The organism is Actinopolymorpha cephalotaxi (genome assembly GCF_013408535.1).
Classification (GTDB): domain Bacteria; phylum Actinomycetota; class Actinomycetes; order Propionibacteriales; family Actinopolymorphaceae; genus Actinopolymorpha; species Actinopolymorpha cephalotaxi.
This window is the reverse complement of record NZ_JACBZA010000001.1, coordinates 159668-179552: the sequence shown is the minus strand read 5'-3', so window position 1 is coordinate 179552 and position 19885 is coordinate 159668. Positions and strand designations below refer to the sequence as shown.

14 protein-coding genes are annotated in these 19885 nt (G+C 72.4%); 8 read left to right on the top strand and 6 right to left on the bottom strand.

Translation table 11 applies throughout. The annotated features are described in order from the left end of the window. Positions 1–177 precede the first annotated feature (177 nt). Entirely contained in the window at positions 178–4104 is a 3927-nt protein-coding gene (locus FHR37_RS00765; protein WP_092881154.1) for a S8 family serine peptidase, read from the top strand. 60 nt (positions 4105–4164) lie between these two features. Then, positions 4165–4965, top strand: coding sequence for a methylenetetrahydrofolate reductase (locus FHR37_RS32840; protein ID WP_092881152.1), 801 nt, complete (start codon positions 4165–4167; stop codon positions 4963–4965). Here the strand turns inward: FHR37_RS32840 and FHR37_RS00755 are convergent. After that, positions 4949–5785 carry an aminoglycoside 6-adenylyltransferase gene (locus FHR37_RS00755; protein ID WP_092881150.1) on the bottom strand — a complete coding sequence of 279 codons (837 nt, stop codon included), beginning with the start codon at positions 5783–5785 and terminating at the stop codon, positions 4949–4951. The two genes, FHR37_RS32840 and FHR37_RS00755, sit on opposite strands and share 17 nt — an antisense overlap. A 320-nt stretch (positions 5786–6105) precedes the next feature. On the opposite strand from FHR37_RS00755, the gene FHR37_RS00750 reads away from it, so the two are divergent. Further along, positions 6106–6417, top strand: coding sequence for a winged helix-turn-helix domain-containing protein (locus FHR37_RS00750; protein ID WP_330831710.1), 312 nt, complete (start codon positions 6106–6108; stop codon positions 6415–6417). A gap of 104 nt (positions 6418–6521) precedes the next feature. On the opposite strand, the gene FHR37_RS00745 is transcribed toward FHR37_RS00750, so the two are convergent. Further along, positions 6522–9776 (bottom strand): family 78 glycoside hydrolase catalytic domain, encoded by a 3255-nt coding sequence (locus FHR37_RS00745; protein ID WP_092881148.1) that lies wholly within the window; start codon positions 9774–9776, stop codon positions 6522–6524. A gap of 270 nt (positions 9777–10046) precedes the next feature. On the opposite strand from FHR37_RS00745, the gene FHR37_RS00740 reads away from it, so the two are divergent. Further along, positions 10047–11111, top strand: a complete 1065-nt coding sequence (locus FHR37_RS00740; RefSeq protein ID WP_175542347.1) for a LacI family DNA-binding transcriptional regulator — start codon at positions 10047–10049, stop codon at positions 11109–11111. Between the two features lie 29 nt (positions 11112–11140). Here FHR37_RS00740 and FHR37_RS00735 read toward each other — a convergent pair whose 3' ends face one another. The 3 genes from FHR37_RS00735 to FHR37_RS00725 all read right to left on the bottom strand — a co-directional run bounded on the left by FHR37_RS00735 (position 11141) and on the right by FHR37_RS00725 (position 14369). Continuing rightward, entirely contained in the window at positions 11141–11992 is an 852-nt protein-coding gene (locus tag FHR37_RS00735; protein WP_092881144.1) for a class I SAM-dependent methyltransferase, read from the bottom strand. Between the two features lie 136 nt (positions 11993–12128). After that, positions 12129–12881, bottom strand: a complete 753-nt coding sequence (locus tag FHR37_RS00730; protein ID WP_092881142.1) for a metal-dependent transcriptional regulator — start codon at positions 12879–12881, stop codon at positions 12129–12131. A 471-nt stretch (positions 12882–13352) separates the two neighbouring features. Beyond that, complete coding sequence (locus FHR37_RS00725) at positions 13353–14369, bottom strand: hydroxyacid dehydrogenase (protein ID WP_092881803.1); 1017 nt, start codon at positions 14367–14369, stop codon at positions 13353–13355. 102 nt (positions 14370–14471) lie between these two features. On the opposite strand from FHR37_RS00725, the gene FHR37_RS00720 reads away from it, so the two are divergent. Further along, positions 14472–15200, top strand: coding sequence for a 3-keto-5-aminohexanoate cleavage protein (locus FHR37_RS00720; protein ID WP_092881140.1), 729 nt, complete (start codon positions 14472–14474; stop codon positions 15198–15200). A 35-nt stretch (positions 15201–15235) separates the two neighbouring features. Here FHR37_RS00720 and FHR37_RS00715 read toward each other — a convergent pair whose 3' ends face one another. Next, positions 15236–16270: a LacI family DNA-binding transcriptional regulator gene (locus tag FHR37_RS00715; RefSeq protein WP_092881138.1), complete on the bottom strand. Its 1035-nt coding sequence runs from the start codon at positions 16268–16270 to the stop codon at positions 15236–15238. Positions 16271–16653: 383 nt separating this feature from the next. Here FHR37_RS00715 and FHR37_RS00710 point away from each other — a divergent pair, with 383 nt between their 5' ends. From FHR37_RS00710 to FHR37_RS00700, 3 genes are read left to right on the top strand one after another with little or no spacing between them, the layout of a single operon-like run. After that, complete coding sequence (locus tag FHR37_RS00710; RefSeq protein ID WP_092881136.1) at positions 16654–17811, top strand: Gfo/Idh/MocA family protein; 1158 nt, start codon at positions 16654–16656, stop codon at positions 17809–17811. Continuing rightward, entirely contained in the window at positions 17808–18983 is a 1176-nt protein-coding gene (locus tag FHR37_RS00705) for a dihydrodipicolinate synthase family protein (RefSeq protein ID WP_092881134.1), read from the top strand. The genes FHR37_RS00710 and FHR37_RS00705 overlap by 4 nt, the downstream gene beginning before the upstream one ends. Further along, complete coding sequence (locus FHR37_RS00700; RefSeq protein WP_092881132.1) at positions 18980–19840, top strand: sugar phosphate isomerase/epimerase family protein; 861 nt, start codon at positions 18980–18982, stop codon at positions 19838–19840. The genes FHR37_RS00705 and FHR37_RS00700 overlap by 4 nt, the downstream gene beginning before the upstream one ends. Positions 19841–19885 lie beyond the last annotated feature (45 nt).

Genomic DNA, 19885 nt, shown 5'->3' with positions numbered 1-19885 from the left:
AACCGCGGCCGTCGGCGCCCCGCGCGGTGCTGTGTGGCTGAAATGTGCCAGCGTGCCTCCGCACTGTTTACGACAGCGGGTGAGCGCGGTCATACTCCCCGTTGACCGGGCCGCCGGCCGGTCTCGGGTGGTCACGGCGCGGTTCCCGGCGGGACGACGACGTCTCCGGGAGCCTCCATGCGTACTCGCGTGTCCGCCGCCGTGGTGGCGGTGTGTGCGGTTGTCGCCGCCCTGCTTACTCCCACCGGGTTGCTGTCCCCCACCGTCGCCGGCGCGGCGCCGCCGGGTTCCGGCGGTGACGGTTCGGCCGGCAGGGTCGGCTCGGGCGCCGGCGCCCGGTCGTCGTCGGCGGTGGTCACCCTGGTCACCGGTGACGTCGTACGCCTGGACACCTCCGGCGGGCAGAACTCCGCGGACACCGCCACGCTGGTGCGCCCGGCGGCGGGCGGTGGGGGTTACCACTCCTACACCGACCCGTCCGGTGACGCGCACTTCGTTCCCGAGGCCGCCCGGCGGTTGCTCGGCGCCGGGCGGCTGGACCCGGCGTTGTTCGACGTCTCCGCGCTGGTGCGCCGGGGCTTCGACGACGCGCACACCTCCGCCCTGCCGCTGATCCTCACCTATCCGACCGCGTCCGCGTCGGCCCGGGCGGCCGCGCCCTCGGCGGCCCGGCTCACCGCCCGGCTCGGTGCGGCGCACGCCGGCGCGGTGTCCGTACGCAAGCAGGACGCGACGCGCTTCTGGTCCGGGCTCACCGGCAAGCCCGCGAACGCCCGGCACCCGAGAACCGACCCCACGCTGACCGGCGCCACGCTGACCGGCGGCGTCCGCCGGGTATGGCTGGACGCGAAGGTGCGGGCGAGCCTGGACCAGAGCGTCCCGCAGATCGGCGCGCCCGCCGCCTGGCAACGCGGGCTTGACGGTTCGGGCGTCAGGGTCGCCGTCCTGGACACCGGCATCGACGCCACCCATCCCGACTTCGCCGGCCGGATCGAGGCGACCCGCGACTTCAGTGGCAAGGGCAACGTGGTCGACGGCGCCGGGCACGGCACGCACGTCGCGTCCACCGTGCTCGGCTCGGGCGCGGCCTCCGACGGTCGTTACCGCGGCGTCGCGCCGGGTGCGCACCTGCTGGTGGGCAAGGTGCTCGGCGACGACGGCTCCGGCTCGATGTCGCAGGTGATCGAGGGCATGCAGTGGGCGGCGAGCGCGGGCGCCGACGTCGTGAACCTCAGCCTGGGCGGGGATCCGTCCCGCGGTGACGACCCGGTGAGCCGGGCACTGGACGACCTGTCCGACCGCTACGGCACGTTGTTCGTCGTCGCGGCCGGCAACTTCAACCCGTACGGACAGGACAGCAGGTTCGTGACGTCACCCGGTGCGGCCGGCGACGCGCTCACCGTCGGCGCCGTCTCCAAGCAGGACCGGATGTACGCGGGGTCACGCCGGGGCCGGCTCGGCGACACCGCGATCAAGCCCGAGGTGGTCGCGCCCGGCGTGAGCATCACCGCCGCGCAGGCCGCCGGCACCGGCGACGGCAGCCCGTACACCACGATGACCGGCACCTCGATGGCAACTCCACACGTCGCCGGCTCCGCGGCCCTGCTGTTGCAGGAGCATCCCGGCTGGACCGTGGCCGATGTCAAGGCTGCCTTGACATCGACCACCGTGCGGATCAACGGCGCGACAGTCGTCGACCAGGGCGCCGGCCGGATCGACGTCGACCGCGCCACCCGCCAGCAGGTCCGGGTCGACCAGGGCACCGTCGACGCGGGCTACTTCGCCCGGCCGTACGACGACTCGGCGATGGTCGTCAAGAAGACGTTGACATACCGCAACGACGGCGAGGATCCGGTCACCCTGCACCTGTCCACGACGCTGACCGACCAGAAGGGCCAGCCCGGCGACGCCTCCGGCCTCACCGTCACCCCGGCGCAACTGACCCTGCCGGCCGGTGGATCCGGCCAGACGACCGTCACCGTGGACGCCCGCACGATCGCACCGAGCAGCTATACCGGCGCCGTGGTCGCCACCGCCGCGGCGGTCCCCGATGGCGCCGATCTCGCGATCCGAACCACCGTGGGCTTCTACAAGCAGGACGACACCGTGGACATCTCGGTGAAGGCGCTGGACCGGCACGGACGTCCGGCCTACGCCACGCTGCGGATGGCGCCGTACAAGAAGGAGGACTTCGACGGCCGCTACTACCCCGACTACTTCTACCTCGACCCGGGCGAGACCGAGCAGCTTCGACGGGTGCCCGAGGGTGACTACAACCTGTGGGCCGACATCCTCACCTTCGACGAGTCCGGGCGATTCGTCGAGGAACACAGCGTGGTCGCCATCCCGCGCGTGCACGCGTACGCACCGAACTTCTCGATCGTCCTCGACGCCCGCAAGGCGGAGCCGGTGCGGCTCACGACACCGCGCGCCTCGACGATCCGGTCGCTGGCGCTGTCGTGGTGGCGGGGCACACCCGGAACGCCGTACCGCAGCTTCGACGCCCTCGGCGTGATGGTCGGCGACGGCTCACCGGAGAAGGTGTCGGTGGCCGGCACCGACCGGGTCGACGACGCGCCGTTCGTGGTGACCACCGCCTTCGACGCCGGGCCACCTGTCCTCACCGGACGGATCGTCGGCGGCGCACGCCCACCGGGCGACGGCGTCCTGCACCCGGTCTGGGAGGGCGGGCCGCCGATCGACGGCACCGTGGTGATGGCCGCCGCGGACGCGGGCACCGCGAGCCCGGACGATCTGGCAGGGGCCGACCTGCGCGGCAAGCTCGCGGTGGTCCGGGAGAGCTCGGACGTGTCCTACGCCGACCAGGTGTCCGCCGTGGTGGCGAAGGGCGCCCGGGCGGTGCTGCTCACCTCCGCCGAGCCCGGCGTGTTCTGGCCGTCCGCCGGCGGCCCGGTGCCGGTGCTGGCGGCGCCGAAGTCCGACGGTGACGCGCTGGTCGCGGTGCTGGGCCGCGGGCCGGCGTCGGTGCGGTTCGTGGGCGAGCCGGTGGCGCCGTACGCCTACGACGTCGCCTACGTGGAGCAGGGGCAGGTCCCGCGGCAGCTTTCCTACGTCGTCCGGCCCGATGACGTCGCGCAGGTCGACGTACGCCTGTCCACCACCGGCACCGGCGAACGCGGCTGGCGCCTGCACAACTTCGTCGCCGCGCCCTGCGCGTGCGGTTCGACCCTGGTGGCCGACTACCTGCCCCTGCTCGGCCGCACCCGGACCGAGTACGTCACCGCGCGACCGGACGTGGGGGTGCAGCCCAGTTGGCAGTACCGCTACGGCAATCCCGGCGACGTGATGTACACCCGGGACCTGCCGGCATACCAGCCCGGACAGCGCCTCACCGAGGACTGGCTGGCCGCGCCGTTCTCCCCCGGGCCTGCCAACTCCGAGTTGACACTGAGCGGCGCGCGGCGGGCGAGCACGCGGTTCCACGACACGCTGACCTATGACATCGCGCCCTGGACCGACTCGGCCGGGCACTGGACCCCGTCGCTCGGGCCGGCGACCTCGCAGAGCCGGCTCTATCGGGACGGGACGCTGATCGCGTCCAGTGACTACGGGCTGCGGGGGTCGGCGCAGGTGCCGGCCGCCGAGTCGGGCTACCGGCTGGAGACCGAGGTCGACCCCGACGAGACGGTCTTCGGGCTGTCCACCCACGCCCGGTCCACGTGGACGTTCCGCTCCGCCGGCAACGGCGGGGAGTACGTCCTACCGCTGGTCGACGTCGACTACACCGGCGTCGTGGACCCGGCCACCGGCCGCTCGGCCCTGGACCTCGCCAACACCGCGGCCGACGACCGGGACGTCTCGCTGCGGCTCCGGGTGGGCCACCAGTTGGGATCGGCGGCGCCCGAGGTGCGATCGGTCGCGGTCTGGGTCTCCTTCGACGAGGGCACGACCTGGCGGCGGGCGACCGTACGGTCCACACCGGGCGCCGGGGAGGCCGGTGAGGCCGCCGGCTTCACCGCGACCTACCACCACCCCCGGGTGCGGGGATCGGGTTCGGTGTCGTTGCGGGTCACCGCCGACGACGGGGCGGGCAACACCGTGGACCAGACCCTGGTCCGGGCGTACCACCTGACCCACCGCTGAGCGCCCGGGCGAGGAGCGACGCGGAGTAGGCAGCCTGGATGTACGGCCTAAGGTGAGCGGGTGCCCACTCCCGCGTTCGAGGTCGTCTGCGAGGTCGAGCCGCCCGCGCGGCCCGATCTCGCCCACGTCCGCCGGCAGATCGAGGTGCTGGGTCCCGTCGCGGACGCCTTCCTCGCCCCCGACAACCACCTCGGCAGGGCGACGATCTCCAGCGTCGCCGTCGCGCACGAGATCCAGCGTGCCGGCGGCCGCGGGCTGGCCTGCCTGAACGCCCGGGACCGCAACTTGCTCGGCCTGCGCCGCGACCTGCTCACCGCGGCGGCGTACGGCGTCCAGCGGTTCGTGTTCGTGTACGGCGACAAGCCCACCTCCGGCAACCGGACCGGCGACCTGACGGTGCGCGCCATGCTGGAGGAGGTGCGGCGGTTCGCCGAGGAGCCGGACCTACGGGGCGGGGGTTTCCGCGCCGGTGTCGCCGCCGGGCCGGGCCCGCTGCCGGCCTGGAAGCGGGCGGCGGACTTCGTGTTCGCGCAGGTGGGTTTCGACGTGGCCGAGCAGGTGCGCTGGCGGGAGACGCACGGGCCGGACCGCCCGGCGTACGCCGGAGTGCTGGTGCTGTCCAGTGAGCCGATGGCCCGCCGGCTCGCGGCGAGCATCCCCGACCTGGACGTCCCCGAGGAGCTGATCCGCCGGGTCGGGCAGGATCGGCAGGCCGGCGTCGAGGCGGCGTGCGACCAGGTGGAACGCATCCGGGACAGCGGCGCCTTCGACGGCGTACACCTCGTCACCGGCGTGCGTTTCCGCCCGATGGCCGAGGCACTCGCCCGGCGCGGGTTCGGCGGAGTCAGAGCCGGGCGATAGCGGGCCCCTCCAGAAGGCAGCGCTCCCGGGCCTGGTCCAGCAGCACCGTGAGGCCGGACCAGTCTGGCACGTAGTCGGGCCACACTCGCGCGGCGAGGTCGTCGAACAGTCCGGCCGAGGCGTCCACCAGGTCGAGCACGCTGTCGCGCCCGGAGTCCTGCTCGGGCATCAGGTCGAGAACGTGGTCCCAGACGTCGTTGCGGGCGCCGCCGAACCGGTGGTGCGCGGTGCCCTCCGCGCGGTCGCGCAGGAGCATGGCGAGGACCAGGCACAGGCGCGGCAGCTCCAGCGCGAGATGGCCGCCGATCAGCAGGTCGTCACGGGCGTCCTTGACGACGGCGAGCGCGGCGGTGAACCGGAACTGGTGCACCAGGTCGGGCAGCTCCACCTCGTCCGGACCGGAATCCGGGTGACTCGGTTGACTCGGGTGGCTCGGGTGGCTCGGGTGGCTCGGCTGGCCCACGCGGTCCGCGTCACTCACGATCAGGTCGATCCGCCGCCGGTCCGCCGGGAGCACCTCCGGGTCGCCGACGGCGCTGAGGTCGATCCGGCGCCCGTCCCGGAACACCGTCCGCACCAGTGCGCCGCCGTCCCGGTCGGCGCACTGGAAGGTCCAGATCGGGCCGAGGGAGGCGAGCCAGTCCGGCGCCGCGATCTTGCGCGGGTCCTCCCCGGACACCACCAGGCCGACGTCGAGGTCGCTCCACTCGTCGAGGTCGCCACTCGCCCCGGAGCCGTACACCCAGGCCTGCGTGACCGCGCGGTCCGCCGCGGCCGCCACGGCGATGTGGTTCAGCGCGTCCGAATGCCAGCTGCGCATGCGGAGCCTCCTTGTCGTCGTACCTCTGCCCGCCACCCAAGCATGTCCGGCAGGTCCGGGACACCTGTCGCCCGGGGCGCCGCCGCTATGTCCTGACGTGTCGACGTCCTCGCGTTGCGTTACGACGCACGGTCACCATGCGCCGGTTCCCGATCCTGCCGGAGCGTTTCCGGGCGTTCCGGCCGGAGCCGGCGCACTCTCGGGGACCTGCTTGCGGAAACCTTCCCTGCTCTTGGACCAAATCACAGGTCGCTCTCAGGTTTGACGGCGAAGCTCCCGACGTAGCCAGCCGCCCCGATTTCGACCCCTGAGGACCGCCGGTGTTGACCTACTGTGACCTGGAACTCGACGAGCACGCCCACGAGGTTCGCCGCAGCGGCGTCAGCGTCAGGCTCTCCCCCACCGAGTTCAACCTCCTCCGCTACCTGCTGATCAACGCGGAGAAGGTGGTGAGCAAGACCCAGATCCTGGACCGGGTGTGGGACTACCAGGCGGGCGGGGACAGCCGCATCGTCGAGTCCTACATCAGCTACCTCCGCCGCAAGATCGACAAGCAGGACCCGCCGCTGATCCACACCGTGCGCGGTGTGGGCTACACGCTGCGCAGGCCCCGCGGCGCGGCCGTCCGCTGACGGTCGGCTGACCGCGCGCCGACCGGGGTGGGTGCCCAGGTCGTCTGGGAAACGCGGGCACCCACTCCGGCCGGCGCACGGCCGGCCGGGCCCAGTCAGCCCGGTCAGGTCGTGGCCGGCACCTGGAACACGTACGTGCCCGAACCCAACCGGACCAGCGTCTCGTCGCCGCTCCGCTCCACCGCCAGGCCGTCCGCCCCGGCGAGCGGCTCGCCGCTCTCGGTCACCCCGGACGCGTCCGCCGTCGGTAGCCAGACCTCGCCGGTGACGTTCGGGGGCAGCGTGACCTCGAGGGTGAACGCCCCCTCCGGCGTCCGCCGCCAGCGCGTCGACACCTTGCCGTACGGCGTCCGCAGGGACGCCCGCGCCCAGCTGACGTCGCCGCCGGCGCGCGGACGGACCACCACCGTGCGGTAGCCCGGCTCTCCCGGCGCGATCCCGCCGAGCGTCTGGTAGATCCACTCCCCGACCGCGCCGTAGGCGTAGTGGTTGAACGACGTCATGCCCGGGTCCTGGAAGCCGCGCGAGTCGCTCCAGGAGTCCCAGCGCTCCCACATCGTGGTGGCGTCGCCGTGCACGACGGGGTAGAGCCAGGACGGGAAGGTGTCCTGGGTGAGCAGCCGGAACGCCACGTCCTCGAAGCCGAACCTCGACAGCACCGGCAGCAGGTAGGGCGTGCCCAGGAAACCGGTGGCGAGGTGCCAGTTGCGGGAGGCGATCTCCTCCACCAGGTGCCGCGCGGCGAGTGGCTCCTCCCCGGGCTCGAGCAGCCCGAAGTGCAGCGCGAGCACGTACGACGTCTGGGTGCCGGACTGCACCCGCCCGCCGCCGCGCACGTAGCGGGCCCGGAACGCCGCCCGCACCTGGTCGTACAGCTTCTCCCACCTGGCCGCCTCGTCGGCCCGGTCGAGCTCGGCGGCCAGCCACCCGGCGACCCGGGCGGCGTAGGCGAAGAACGCGGTGGCCACCAGGTCGGCGGGGGTCGGCATCGGCGCCAGCCAGTCCGCGAACCCCTCGGCCGGCCGCACGAAGTCGGTGCTGTGTTCCTCGAGATAGTCCAGCCAGGAACCGACCGCGGCGAGGTTCTCCGCGACCACCCGGCGGTCGCCGTACACGCGCAGCAGTTCCCACGGCACGATCTCCATCGCGTCGCCCCACCCGGCGGCACCCGCGGCCGCACGGCCGTCACCGCCCATCAGGAACGACTGCGGCGAGAGCACGTCCGGAGCGACGTGGGGTACGCCGCCGTCGGGCTGCTGGCCGTCGCGCAGGTCGCGCAGCCACTTGCGCAGGAACGAACGGACGTCGTAGTTGTACGCCGCGGTGGAGGCGAAGACCTGCGCGTCGCCGGTCCAGCCGAGCCGCTCGTCGCGCTGCGGGCAGTCGGTCGGGACGCTGAGGAAGTTGCCGCGCTGACCCCAGACGATGTTGTGCTGCAGCTGGTTGAGCCGCGGGTCGGAGCATTCGAACGCGCCGATCTGCTCCATGTCGGCGTAGACGACCTTCGCCTGCACGTCGGCCGGGTCGAGGTCGCCCGCCAAGCCGACGATCTCGGCGTACCGGAACCCGTGCACGGTGAAGCGGGGTTCGAACACCTCGCCGTCGGGATCGCCGCGCAGGACGTATTCGTCGGTGGCTCGCGCGTCGCGCAGCGCCTCGACGTACAGCTCGCCGCGGTGGTCGAGCACCTCGGCGTGCCGCACCAGCAGCCTGGTGCCGGCCTGTCCGCGTACGCGCAACCGCACCCAGCCGACGAGGTTCTGGCCGAAGTCGACCAGGTGCACACCCGGCCGGGGCGCGGTGACGGTGACCGCGGGCAAGGTCTCCTTGACACGGATCGGCGGGGCCACCTCGGCTTCCAGCGGACCGTGCCTGGGTGAGCCGGCGACCGCGTGCGGCCAGGCGGAGTCGTCGAAGCCGGGCAGGTCCCAACCGGCTGGTTCCAGCCGGGCGTCGACGACCTCGCCGTTCTGCAGGTCGGTGTACCTCGTCGCTCCCTCGCCCACCCGCCAGGACTCGTCGGTGGCCACGACTGTGCGCGTGCCGTCGGTGTGCTCGACCTCGAGCCGCGCGCGGAACGCACGATGCCGGCCGTACTGGAACGGACCGAACCAGCAGACGTTGCCGGTGTACCACCCGTCGGCGAGCACGCCGGCCAGCACGTTGTCGCCGGAGCGCACCAGGTCGGTCACGTCGTAGGTCTGGTACGGAACGCGGCGGGCGTAGTCGGTCCAGCCCGGAGCGAACCGGTGGTCGCCGACCCGCTCGCCGTTCAACCGGGCCTCGTAGATGCCGAGCGCGGTGGCGTAAAGCCGGGCGCGGCGAACCGGTGCGCCGGTCCGGAACTCCTTGCGCAGATAGGGAGTGGGGCGGTGGCTGAGGGGTGAGCGGCCGTGCGGCGCGACACCGTGCAGACCGAACGCCTGCGCCAGCTGCCAGCCCGAGTCGTCGTGGTCGGTGGTCTCCCAGCCGTCGTCCGCGACCGGCGAGCACCGCCAGCTGTCGTCGCTGGTCACCACGACGTCGTCCTCGCCCGACTCGGCGTTCAGGTGCACCACCAGACCCGACACGTCGTTCGCGTGCGTTGCGGGGTCCGTCTGTGTGTGCGTCTGCGTGCGCGTCTTCGGGTTGCCGTCGACGGCGACCGCGAGCACGTTCGAGCCCGTACGCAGCACGCCCGCCTCGATCGGGGTGCCGTCCGCGGCGACCTCACGTCCGTTGCAGTACACGCGAACGGCCGCGTCACTCGCGTCGGCCACGACGCGCACGCGCTCGGGGACCGAACCGTCCGGCACCTCGAACCGCGTCCTGAAGTAGGCGGTGCGCGCGGCCGAGGACAGGTCGCCGGGCAGCCACACGCGTTCGATCCGGTGCCGCGGCCGGCCCGCGTAGTCCAGCGACACCGCGCCGGACAGGTCGTCCTCGCCGGGCGAGCCGATCCACCGCGTGCCGACGCCGTCCGCGTGCCAGTCCGACTCCGTCAACAGGCCCAGCTCGAACTCCGCCGGCTCGCTCCACCCCGAGTCGCGCCCGGACTCGTCGGTCACCCGCACCGCCCAGGCGTACCGCTCACGGGCGGCCAGTACCGGACCGGCGTACTCCACACCGGCCGAGTCGCGCGAGGTCACCTCACCGGAGTCCCACACGACAGCGGGGTGCACGTCGCCGCCGTCCGCGAGCGGATCGGCGCCGGCCGCGGCCGGGAAAAGCCGGATGCGGTAACCGCGCTGCGCCCTGCTCCGGCCGTTTCCGGTCAGTTCCCAGGCCAGAAGCGGCCTGGGCTCGTCCAGGCCGAGGGGGGATTTCGCGGTTTCTGTCCGAAGATCGTGCGGCCGAAGTGGCCCGGCGGTTTCGTCCACGTCACAGTCCGTCCGTTGAATGGGCGGTGAAACCTTTCAAGATTCGCGCGAGTGACGCTATTGTCGGCGCAGCGGACTGTCAAGGGCTCCTATGCTGGATCCCAAGCCTGGTTCGTGTGTGGCTTCGTGTCTGGCTTCGTGTGTGGCTTCGCAGGTGGGCATTAGCCCGGCGGTTCGGGTCCGCTCTTCGCGGCCGGTCCGGCGGGTGCGTTTCATGGCCGGTTCCGGGGAATGCCTTTCCGGGGCGGGCCTTACTGTGGGAGGGATTTCATGGCGGCGATTGTCGAAAGCGTGGGTCGTACGCCGCACAGCTCCGCGCGTCGCCGGGGAATTCGGGACGTGGCCGAACTCGCGGGCGTGTCTGTCGGGACCGTTTCGAACGTGCTGAACAAACCCGCACTGGTGGCCGAGGAAACCCGGCGCAGGGTGGAGGAGGCCATCGCCACTCTCGGCTTCGTCCGCAACGGTTCGGCCCGCCAGCTCCGTGCCGGCACCAGCCGTGCGGTCGGGGCGATCGTCCTCGACATCGCCAACCCCTTCTTCACCGACGTCGCCCGCGGCATCGAGGACCGTCTCGCCGAGGACGACCACATCCTCATCCTGGCCAGCTCCGACGAGAGCAACGAACGCGAGCTGCGCTACCTCCGGCTGCTGGAGGAACAGGGTGTGCAGGGCGTCCTGGTCAGCCCGGCGGAGGAGGACCTCACCTGGCTGGACCAGGCCCGCGCCCGCGGCACCGCCGTCGTGCTGCTCGACCGCAGCGACGGCGGCACGATGTGCTCGGTCGGAGTGGACGACGTACGCGGCGGCGAGCTCGCCGCCGCGCACCTGATCTCGCTGGGCCACCGGCGGATCGCGTTCGTCAACGGACCCACGAAGATCCGGCAGTGCGCGGACCGGCGCAAGGGAGTTCGGAAGGCGCTGAAGGCCGCCGGTCTCACGCTGTCCGGCTCGCTGGTGGAGGTGACCGTCAGCGCGCTGAACGCCGACGGCGGCGAGCAGGCCCTCACCCGGGTGCTGGACCAGGCCGACGGTGTCACCGCGATCCTCTGCGTCAACGACCTGACCGCGCTCGGCGTGCTGCGCGGGCTGCGTGCCCGCGGTCTCGGCGTGCCCGACGACGTCGCGGTGGTGGGGTACGACGACGTGGAGTTCGCGGCCGTGCTCACCACCCCGCTGACGTCCATCCGCCAGCCGCGCTACCAGATCGGCCGGGCCGCCGCCGACCTCCTCCTCGCCGAGGCCGGGACCCGCGGACAGCACGAGCACGAACAGGTGCTGTTCCAGCCGGAACTGGTCGTACGGGAGTCCAGCGGACCGCACCAACCGCGTTGACAAGGAACGATTGACAGCGAGGAACGCTGTCAATCCCGCCTTGCCTCCAGCGCCCGAGCGTGTTTCGCAGGGCTCGTCGGCGCGGGCTCACGACGCATCGCCAGCACCCGGCGGATCGGGATGGCGATGTCCACTCCTTCCGGACGACCGTGCGCGCGTTCGGTGAGCCAGGCGATCGCCGTGGACCGCCGCTCCGGCGACAGGTCCGGCAGGTACAGCGCGGCAATCAGCAACTCGGCGTCGGCCGCGTCGCGTACGGAGAACACGAAGCGCTCGCGGGCGTCCTCGACGACGTGCAGGCCGGCGTCTTCCAGCCGGTCGCCCAGGTCGCCGAGCTCGGACCAGCCGGGGAACCGCGGCGGCGTCCGAAGCCTGGCGGTGAGCGGCCCCAGGACCAGCAGGTCGCTCGGCCGCAACGGCACCGCGGCCGGCACGGTCGCGGACAGCATGCCGCCCGGGCGCAGCACCCGCGCGATCTCCGCCAGTGCCTCCGCCAGCGGCTGGACCACCATCAGGCTCATCGAGCACACCACCGCGTCGAACCCGCCTTCGGTGAACGGCAGCCTGGTGGCGTCGGCACACAGCACCTGGGCGTGGTGGCGTTCCCTGGCCTTCGCGAGCTCCTGCCGCGACCGGTCGACTCCGACGACCAGCGGATCCTCGATGCCCTCCCGTTGGTACTGCTCCAGGTGCAGGTCACCGGCCACCGCACCGCTGCCGCACGCGACGTCGAGTACGCGACGCCCCTTGCCGGCCACCGGCCGAAGCACCCAGCCGTACGGCGTGAGGTCGCCCGCACGGCAACGCCGCAGCAGGTCCTCGGTGACACCGGCGTGGCGGACGTGGAAGTCGTCGAGATAGCCGCGCCAGTCAGACGTCACGGCGCTTCAGCCTCCTTCGCGGAGGACGGGGGCAGGGCAGATCGAGGATAGGACCCGGTCCGGGAGGGTGGCACCGCGCCCTGTCCGCCGCACCCGGCTCGATCCGAGAGAACCCAGGTCGTAGTTCCACCACGACCTAGAGCCGGCGGACGAAGATGTGACCGGCGTGCTGGTGGGCGATCTCGGCGGTCGCGCCGGCGATCCGCGCCGACCCGTCGCCGCTCATCCCGTCGCCGCCGCCGTCGCCGCCCCGGACCTGCACGGTGTCCGGTCCGGCCGTCACGGTCACCGTCTGACCCGGGAGCGCACCCGCCCGGCGCAGCACCTCCATCAGCTCCGGCGTCGTCTGCAGCGGCTCACTGATCCGGCGTACGACCACCTTGGTCTCCTCACCGGGCCCGGCCTTGCCGACCACCTGCTCCAGCGACTCCACCTCGGTCAGGAAGTCCTCCACCGCGCCGGTGTAGCCGAGCTCGGCGAGACCGGGGATGGGATTGCCGTAGGGCGAGACCGTCGGCTCGCCGAGGATCGTCACCAGCCGGCGTTCGACGTCGTCGGAGATCACGTGTTCCCAGCGGCAGGCCTCGACGTGCACCAGCTCCCAGTCCAGCCCGATCACGTCGACCAGCAGGCGCTCGGCGAGCCGGTGCTTGCGCATCACCCGGGTGGCCAGCGCCCGGCCCTTCGGCGACAGCTCGAGGTGCCGGTCACCCTGGACGGTGAGCAGTCCGTCGCGTTCCATCCGGGCGACCGTCTGGCTGACCGTCGGGCCGGACTGGTGCAGGCGTTCGGCGATCCGGGCGCGGAGAGGGACGATGCCCTCCTCCTCCAGCTCGTACACGGTGCGGAGATACATCTCCGTGGTGTCGATCAGATCGCTGTGGCTCACGCCGCGTGCTCCTTCTCAGGTCTGCCTGCCCAAAAGAATACGCGGCGGCGTCCGGACCTGGCCGCGGTCAAAACGGGCGAAAGGCTGGCAGGTGCGTCGAAACCGTCGTAACGGGGTGTCGATGCTCGGGCTCGGCATCATAGGCCGAAAGGAGCCCACACGTGCCGTATCGCTCCCGGACAGGGTGCGGACCGGCCGAAGAATCACGCCTGCGCCCGGCGGGCGGGTCATCCGCGCTCAGCGCTGCCTGCCGGGGGCGGGAGACCGCCGTGTTGCCGGGGAACGCCCCGGCAACACGGCGAACTCCCACGGGCGACGACCCGCGGTCAGCCGCTCTTGCGCGCCGCGCCTCGTTCCTCTGCCTTGCGCTTGTCCCGCTCGCGCTTACGGCGGGTGCGTTCCTTCGTCCAACGAACCTTCGCTCGCGATCCTCGTCCCATGGCCGGAGCCTATCCCGGTACCGGTGCTCGCTCAGGCCAGCAGGTCCAGTCGCGCCCGGTCGACCGGGTGGGCGAAGCCCTCTCCCCGGGCGAAGCGTTCGACCTCGTCCACCGCGAGCGCGCCCATCCGGTGCACCTCGTTGCCCAGCGACCCGGCGATGTGCGGGGTGAGTACGACGTTCGGCAGCCCGAACAACGGCGAGTCCGCGGGCAGCGGCTCCGGATCGGTGACGTCCAGCACCGCGGACAGCCGCCCGCTCACCGTCTCCGCGGTCAGTGCGGCGGTGTCCACCAGCCGGCCGCGCGCGGTGTTGACGAGGGTGGCGCCGTCCGGCATCAGGGCCAGCCGGCGGGCGTCGAACAGGTGGTACGTCGCAGGTACGTCCGGTGCGTGGATGCTCACCACGTCCGAACCGGCGGCGAGCTCGTCCAGGTCGACCAGCCGGGCGCCGAGGCCGGCGGCCTGCGCCGCGGTCAGGGTGGGGTCGGCCAGCAGGACGTCCATCTCGTACGCCGCGAGCAGGTCCAGCACCCGCCGGCCGACGTGCGAGGCGCCGACGATCCCGACGGTGGTGTGGTAGTTGCCGAGGCCGGGGAACCGGGCGGCCCAGTCCTGTCGGCGCGCGTCGGCTCTGTAGGCCGCCTGGATGGGGGACGCCCGCTTGCCGGCGAGCACCACCATGGCCACGGTGTACTCCGCGACGGGGACGGCATTCGCGGCGACCGCCGAGGAGACCCGGACGCCGTGGTCCCAGGCGGCCTGGGTGACCAGGCTCTTGACCGAGCCGGCACCGTGCACGACCGCGGCCAGCCCGGGCGCGGCGGCGACCGCCTCGGCGTCGACGGGCGGGGCGCCCCAGCAGGTGAGCAGCACCTCCGCCCGGCCGAGGGCCGCCCGGGCGCGCGGGCTGTGGTACTCGTCCAGAACGAGGTCGAGGTCCACGTCCGCGATCGCGGCGAGGCGCTGCCGTTGGTGGTCGTCGAGCAGGCGGGGCAGGTTGGCCGGGGACATCGCGAGGACGACGGCGGGGCGGCGCGCTGGGACCATGTGCGGCAGCGTAGCGCGCGTGGGTAAGCGCTTCCCGAGACTGGCGACGACGGTGGTGACCACGTCCGGCACCGGCTGGGGTGTGGCTGCGAGGATGGCGTCGTGCTGCAGGTGTGTCCCAACGGTGCTCGAAGCCGGGTCGAGTGCGCCCACCTGCCGGTCACCGCCGAGGAGTTGGCGGTGGCGGCCCGCGAGGCTGTGGCCGCCGGCGCCGAGGACGTCCACCTGCACCCCAAGGACCACGACGGTCAGGACACGCTGGAAGCCGCCGCCGTCGCCGCCGCGGTGAGCGCGGTGCGGGCTGCCGTCCCGGGGGTCCCCGTCGGAGTCACCACCGGCGCATGGGCCACGCCGGACCCTCGTGCCCGTGCCGCGCAGGTCCGGTCCTGGACCGTGCTACCCGACCACGCGTCGGTGAACTGGCACGAGGACGGCGCATCCGAGGTCGCCACGGCCCTGCTGGATCGGGGAATCGGCGTCGAGGCCGGCATCTACTCCGGCACTGCCGCGGCACGACGGTTCCTGGACTGGCCCGGGGCTCGCCGGGTCCTGCGCGTCCTGGCCGAGATCACCGAGGCCGCCCCGCAGGAAGCGCTGCACGCCGCGGCCGAGCTCCTGGACGGACTCGGATCTGTTCCCGCGCCGATTCTGCTGCACGGCGAGGACACCGCCGCGTGGGCGGTCCTGCGGCTCGCGGCCTCCCGCGGCCTGGACACCCGTATCGGCCTGGAAGACGTGCTTCACCTCCCTGACGGCGCCCCCGCCCCGGGCAACGCCGCCCTCGTCCGTGCGGCACGCGAGATCATCCAGGACACACCGAAACGCACCTGACGTCCGCCCCAGAGCGGGTTGCCACCGCGCGCGGGTCAGCCGCGGACCTTGCGGGTGCTCTCCCGGATCACGACCTCGCCGCGTACGCGCACCAGCCGGTCCTTCTCCGGAGCGTCCAGCTCCAGCGCCAGCTCCGCGGCGCGCACGCCCATCTCCTCCAGCGGGAGCCGGACCGTGGTCAGCGGCGGGACCAGGTCGCGCAACGTCTGGATGTCGTCGAAGCCGGCGATGGAAAGATCCCGCGGAACGTCGACGCCCTCGTCGCGGCAGGCCGCCATCGCACCGACCGCCATCACGTCGTTGACCGCGAAGACGCACGAGACGCCGAGCCCGCGGGCCATCAGGTCGCGTGCCGCCTGGTACCCGCCGTCGCGGGTGAAGGGCCCGTCGACGACCGCGTCCGGCGCGAGCCGTACGCCCTTCTCGGCCAGGCCCGCCTTGAACCCCGCCAGCCGGTCGCGCGCCGTCAGCAACTGGCGCGGACCGGCGAGTACCCCGAACCGCCGGTGCCCGAGCTCGGCCAGCCTCACCGCCAGCTCCCGCGCCCCCGCGCGGTTCTCCGGCAGCACCGTGTCGGCGGGCAGCTTGTGCTGGCTCACGCAGGCGACCCGGCCGCCCGAACGCCGGAACGCCGTGACCTCCGCGGCCAGCCGCTCGGTCTGTTCCTTGTCGGCGGTACGGGTGCCGGCGAGGATCACCGCCCGGGCACGCTGGGCCCGCATCATCGCGACGTACTGCAACTCTCGGTTGGGATTGCGCGAGGTGGTGCCCAGCGTGACGATCAGGCCACGCTCGTCGGCGACGCGCATCACCCCGGAGGCGATCGCGGAGAAGTACGGGTCGGCGATGTCGTGCATGACCAGGCCGACGGTCGAACTCGTCCCGCGCGCGACCGCCTGGGCGTGCAGGTTGGGCGAGTAGCCGAGCTCCTGCGCCGCCTTCAGCACGACGACCCGCAGGTCCTCGTTGACGCGCCGGGTGCTGCCGTTGAGCACCCGCGACGCGGTCGCCAGCGACACCCCGGCCCGCCGGGCGACGTCGCCGAGGGTGACCACCGTGGGAATGCTCATGTGTTCCGTGTCTCCGCCCGCAGTTCGTTCCCGGTGTACGTCGGTGTACGCCGGGTCACGTCGGTGTGGGTCTGCCTGGTCCGACGTACGCGCCCCAGCATGCCGGATCGCCCGCCCGCGCGGGTGGGCAGACGCACCGGCGAGCCAGCCGGCGCGGGAAAATGCCTCGACCCTGCCCGGCGTACCCGAGGGTGCACCCGGCGGCCCAGGGACCTGCCCGACGATCTGCCCGACGACGTGCTCCCACAGGGTCCGACAGCGTCCGACCCCTGCCCGTTGCCGGGCTTGCTCACGGTCGACCGGCTCGGCTAGGCTCCTTCGAATCGTCGGAAAGCGTTTTCCATCCTGTTTCCCAGACAGGTTCGTTCAGCGGGGAGGGTCCGATGGCCGTGCGTGAAGTCGGGATCGTCATGAACGGCGTGACCGGCCGGATGGGGTACAACCAGCACCTGGTGCGGTCGATCCTCGCCATTCGGGACCAGGGCGGCGTCGAGCTCGCCGACGGCACCCGCGTCGTTCCCGCCCCTCTCCTGGTCGGCCGCTCCGAGCAGAAGCTGCGCGACATCGCCGACCGCCACGGCCTGAACCGGTGGACCACCGACCTCGACACCGCCCTGTCCGACCCCTCCACCCTGATCTACTTCGACGCCCAGACGACCCGCGCCCGAGAGAAGTCGGTGCTCGCCGCGATCGCCGCCGGCCGGCACATCTACTGCGAGAAGCCGACCTCGGACTCGGTGGCCGGCGCGCTCGAGCTCGTCCGGGCGGCCCGCGAGGCGGGGGTGAAGAACGGCGTAGTGATGGACAAGGTCTTCCTCCCCGGCCTGCGCAAGCTCCGGCGGCTGGTCGAGGGCGGGTTCTTCGGCCGGATTCTTTCCGTACGCGGAGAGTTCGGCTACTGGGTGTTCGAGGGCGACTGGCAGCGCGCGCAGCGGCCGAGCTGGAACTACCGCGCCGAGGACGGCGGCGGGATCACCCTGGACATGTTCTGCCACTGGAACTACGTCCTGGAGTCGATCGCCGGCCGGGTGCGTGCCGTCACCGCCCGTTCGGTGACCCACATCCCGCAGCGGTGGGACGAGCAGGGCCAGGCCTACGAGGCCACCGCCGACGACGCCGCGTACGCGATCTTCGAGCTGGAGGACGGCACCATCGCCCAGCTCAACTCCTCCTGGGCGGTGCGGGTCTACCGCGACGAACTGGTGGAGTTCCAGGTCGACGGCACCGAGGGCAGCGCGGTCGCCGGACTGCGCAACTGCCGGATCCAGCACCGCTCGACCACGCCGATGCCGGTGTGGAATCCCGATCTGCCGGTCACCGAGCCGTTCCGCGAGCAGTGGCAGCAGGTGCCGGACAACGCGGAGTACGACAACGGTTTCAAGGCCGAGTGGGAACAGTTCCTGCGGCACGTGCTGGAGGAGGACGCCGCGCCGTTCCCGTACGACTTCCTGGCTGCGGCCCGGGGCGTTCAGCTGGCCGAGCTCGGCATCGCGTCGTCCCGGGAGGGCCGGCGGATCGAGGTGCCGGAGGTCGGCGCGTGACCGGCACACGGCTGAACCTCCCCTCGGAGGACGGATCGATCCGGCCGTACGAACTGATGGCGCCGCCGCAGTGGGTCCGGCGCGGCGAGGGCTTCACCTCCCGGGTCGCGTTCGCCGCCGCGCACGTGGTGGCCGACCCGTTCGCCGACAACACTCCCGGCGCACCGGCCCGACTGGACTGGGACGCGACCCTGGCCTTCCGCCGGCACCTGTGGGCGCACGGCCTTGGGGTCGCCGACGCGATGGACACCGCGCAGCGCGGCATGGGCCTGACCTGGGACACCACGGCGGAGCTGATCCGGCGCAGCGCCGCCGAGGCCGCGTCCTGTGGCGGGCGAATCGCCTGCGGCGCGGGAACCGACCAGCTGCCGGCCCTGGGCGCTTCCGCCGCTGCCGGGCCACCGAGCCTGGACGACGTGGTCGCGGCGTACGAGGAACAGCTCGCGGTGGTCGAGAACGCCGGTGCACAGCCCATCCTGATGGCCAGCCGGCACCTGGCGTCCGCTGCCCGGGACGCCGACGACTACCGCAAGGTCTACGACCGGCTGCTCGGCCAGGTACGCCGCCCGGCGATCCTGCACTGGCTGGGGCCGATGTTCGACCCCGCACTGAGCGGCTACTGGGGTTCGGCCGACCTCGCCGCCGCGACGGACACGTTCCTGTCGCTGGTACGCGACCACGCGGGCGTGGTCGATGGTGTCAAGGTGTCCTTGCTCGACGCCGACCACGAGATCGCCGTGCGGTCGGCCCTGCCCGCGGGCGTACGCCTCTACACCGGCGACGACTTCAACTATCCCGACCTGATCGCCTCCGGATCCGACGCCCTGCTGGGGATCTTCGCCGCCATCGCACCCGCCGCCGCGACCGCGCTGGCCGCGCTGGACGCCGGTGACACCGCTGCCTACGACGAGGCGTTCGGGCCGACCGTTCCGCTGTCGCGGCACCTGTTCGGCACACCGACGTACTACTACAAGACCGGGATCTGCTTCCTGGCCTGGCTTTCCGGCCACCAGGACGCGTTCGCGATGGTGGGCGGGCTGCAGAGCGCGCGCAGCGTTCCTCATCTGGTGGAGGCGTTCCGGCTCGCCGACCGGGCCGGACTGCTGCCGGACCCGGACCTCGCCGCTGCCCGGATGCGAACTTTCCTTGCCCTGCACGGAGTCGCCGCGTGAGTGCTGCCGACGGTGCCGCCGGGAGTCTCGTCAAGGCGGACTTGACACGGTTGTCTCTCAACCAGAAGACCACCAACAGCTGGGGTGTCGCGCAGGCGGTCGCCGGCTGTGTACGCAAGGGAATCCCCGCCATCGGCCTGTGGCGCGAACCCGTGCAGGACATCGGGGTGGAACGCGCGGCCACCCTCGTACGCGATACGGGCCTCCGGGTTTCCTCGCTGTGCCGGGGTGGTTTCCTCACCGCCGCCGAGCCTGCTGCCCGTCAACGCGCACTTGACGACAACCGGCTCGCGATCGACGAGGCAGCGGCGCTCGGCGCGCCCTGCCTGGTGCTGGTCGTGGGCGGGCTGCCGGACGGGTCCCGGAACCTCCCCGCGGCGCGGGAACGAGTAGCCGACGCGGTCGCCGAACTCGCGCCGTACGCCGGTGAACGCGGTGTCCGCCTCGCCCTCGAGCCTCTGCACCCGATGTACTGCGCGGACCGCGCGGTGCTGTCCACCCTGGCGCAGGCACTCGACCTGGCCGAACTGTTCCCGGTCGAGCAGGTCGGCGTCGTCGTGGACACCTTCCACCTGTGGTGGGACCCGGCTGTCTTCGCCCAGATCGCCCGTGCGGGTGGGCGGATCGCGTCCTTCCAGGTGTGCGACTTCAACCTGCCGATCCCCGCGGACGCGCTGCTGGCCCGGGGAATGATGGGCGACGGCGTGATCGACTTCCGGCCGTTCCGGGAGGCGGTCGACGCGGCCGGCTACACCGGCGACATCGAGGTGGAGATCTTCAACGCCGACGTGTGGGCCGCCGATCCCGACGATGTGCTCGCCACGATGATCCAGCGGTACGCCGACCTCGTTCTCTGAGCCGTACCGTCAGGTTCCGCGTCTGGACGACACGGACCGCTGACC

What these genes read in the sequence shown, in the direction of transcription:
- FHR37_RS00755 (WP_092881150.1), bottom strand. Translation starts at nt 5,785, where the DNA reads ATGCGCAGCTGGCATTCGGACGCGCTGAACCACATCGCCGTGGCGGCC.
- FHR37_RS00715 (WP_092881138.1), bottom strand. Translation starts at nt 16,270, where the DNA reads ATGAGCATTCCCACGGTGGTCACCCTCGGCGACGTCGCCCGGCGGGCC.
- FHR37_RS00740 (WP_175542347.1), top strand. Translation starts at nt 10,047, where the DNA reads ATGGCGGCGATTGTCGAAAGCGTGGGTCGTACGCCGCACAGCTCCGCG.
- FHR37_RS00710 (WP_092881136.1), top strand. Translation starts at nt 16,654, where the DNA reads ATGGCCGTGCGTGAAGTCGGGATCGTCATGAACGGCGTGACCGGCCGG.
- FHR37_RS00725 (WP_092881803.1), bottom strand. Translation starts at nt 14,369, where the DNA reads ATGGTCCCAGCGCGCCGCCCCGCCGTCGTCCTCGCGATGTCCCCGGCC.
- FHR37_RS00765 (WP_092881154.1), top strand. Translation starts at nt 178, where the DNA reads ATGCGTACTCGCGTGTCCGCCGCCGTGGTGGCGGTGTGTGCGGTTGTC.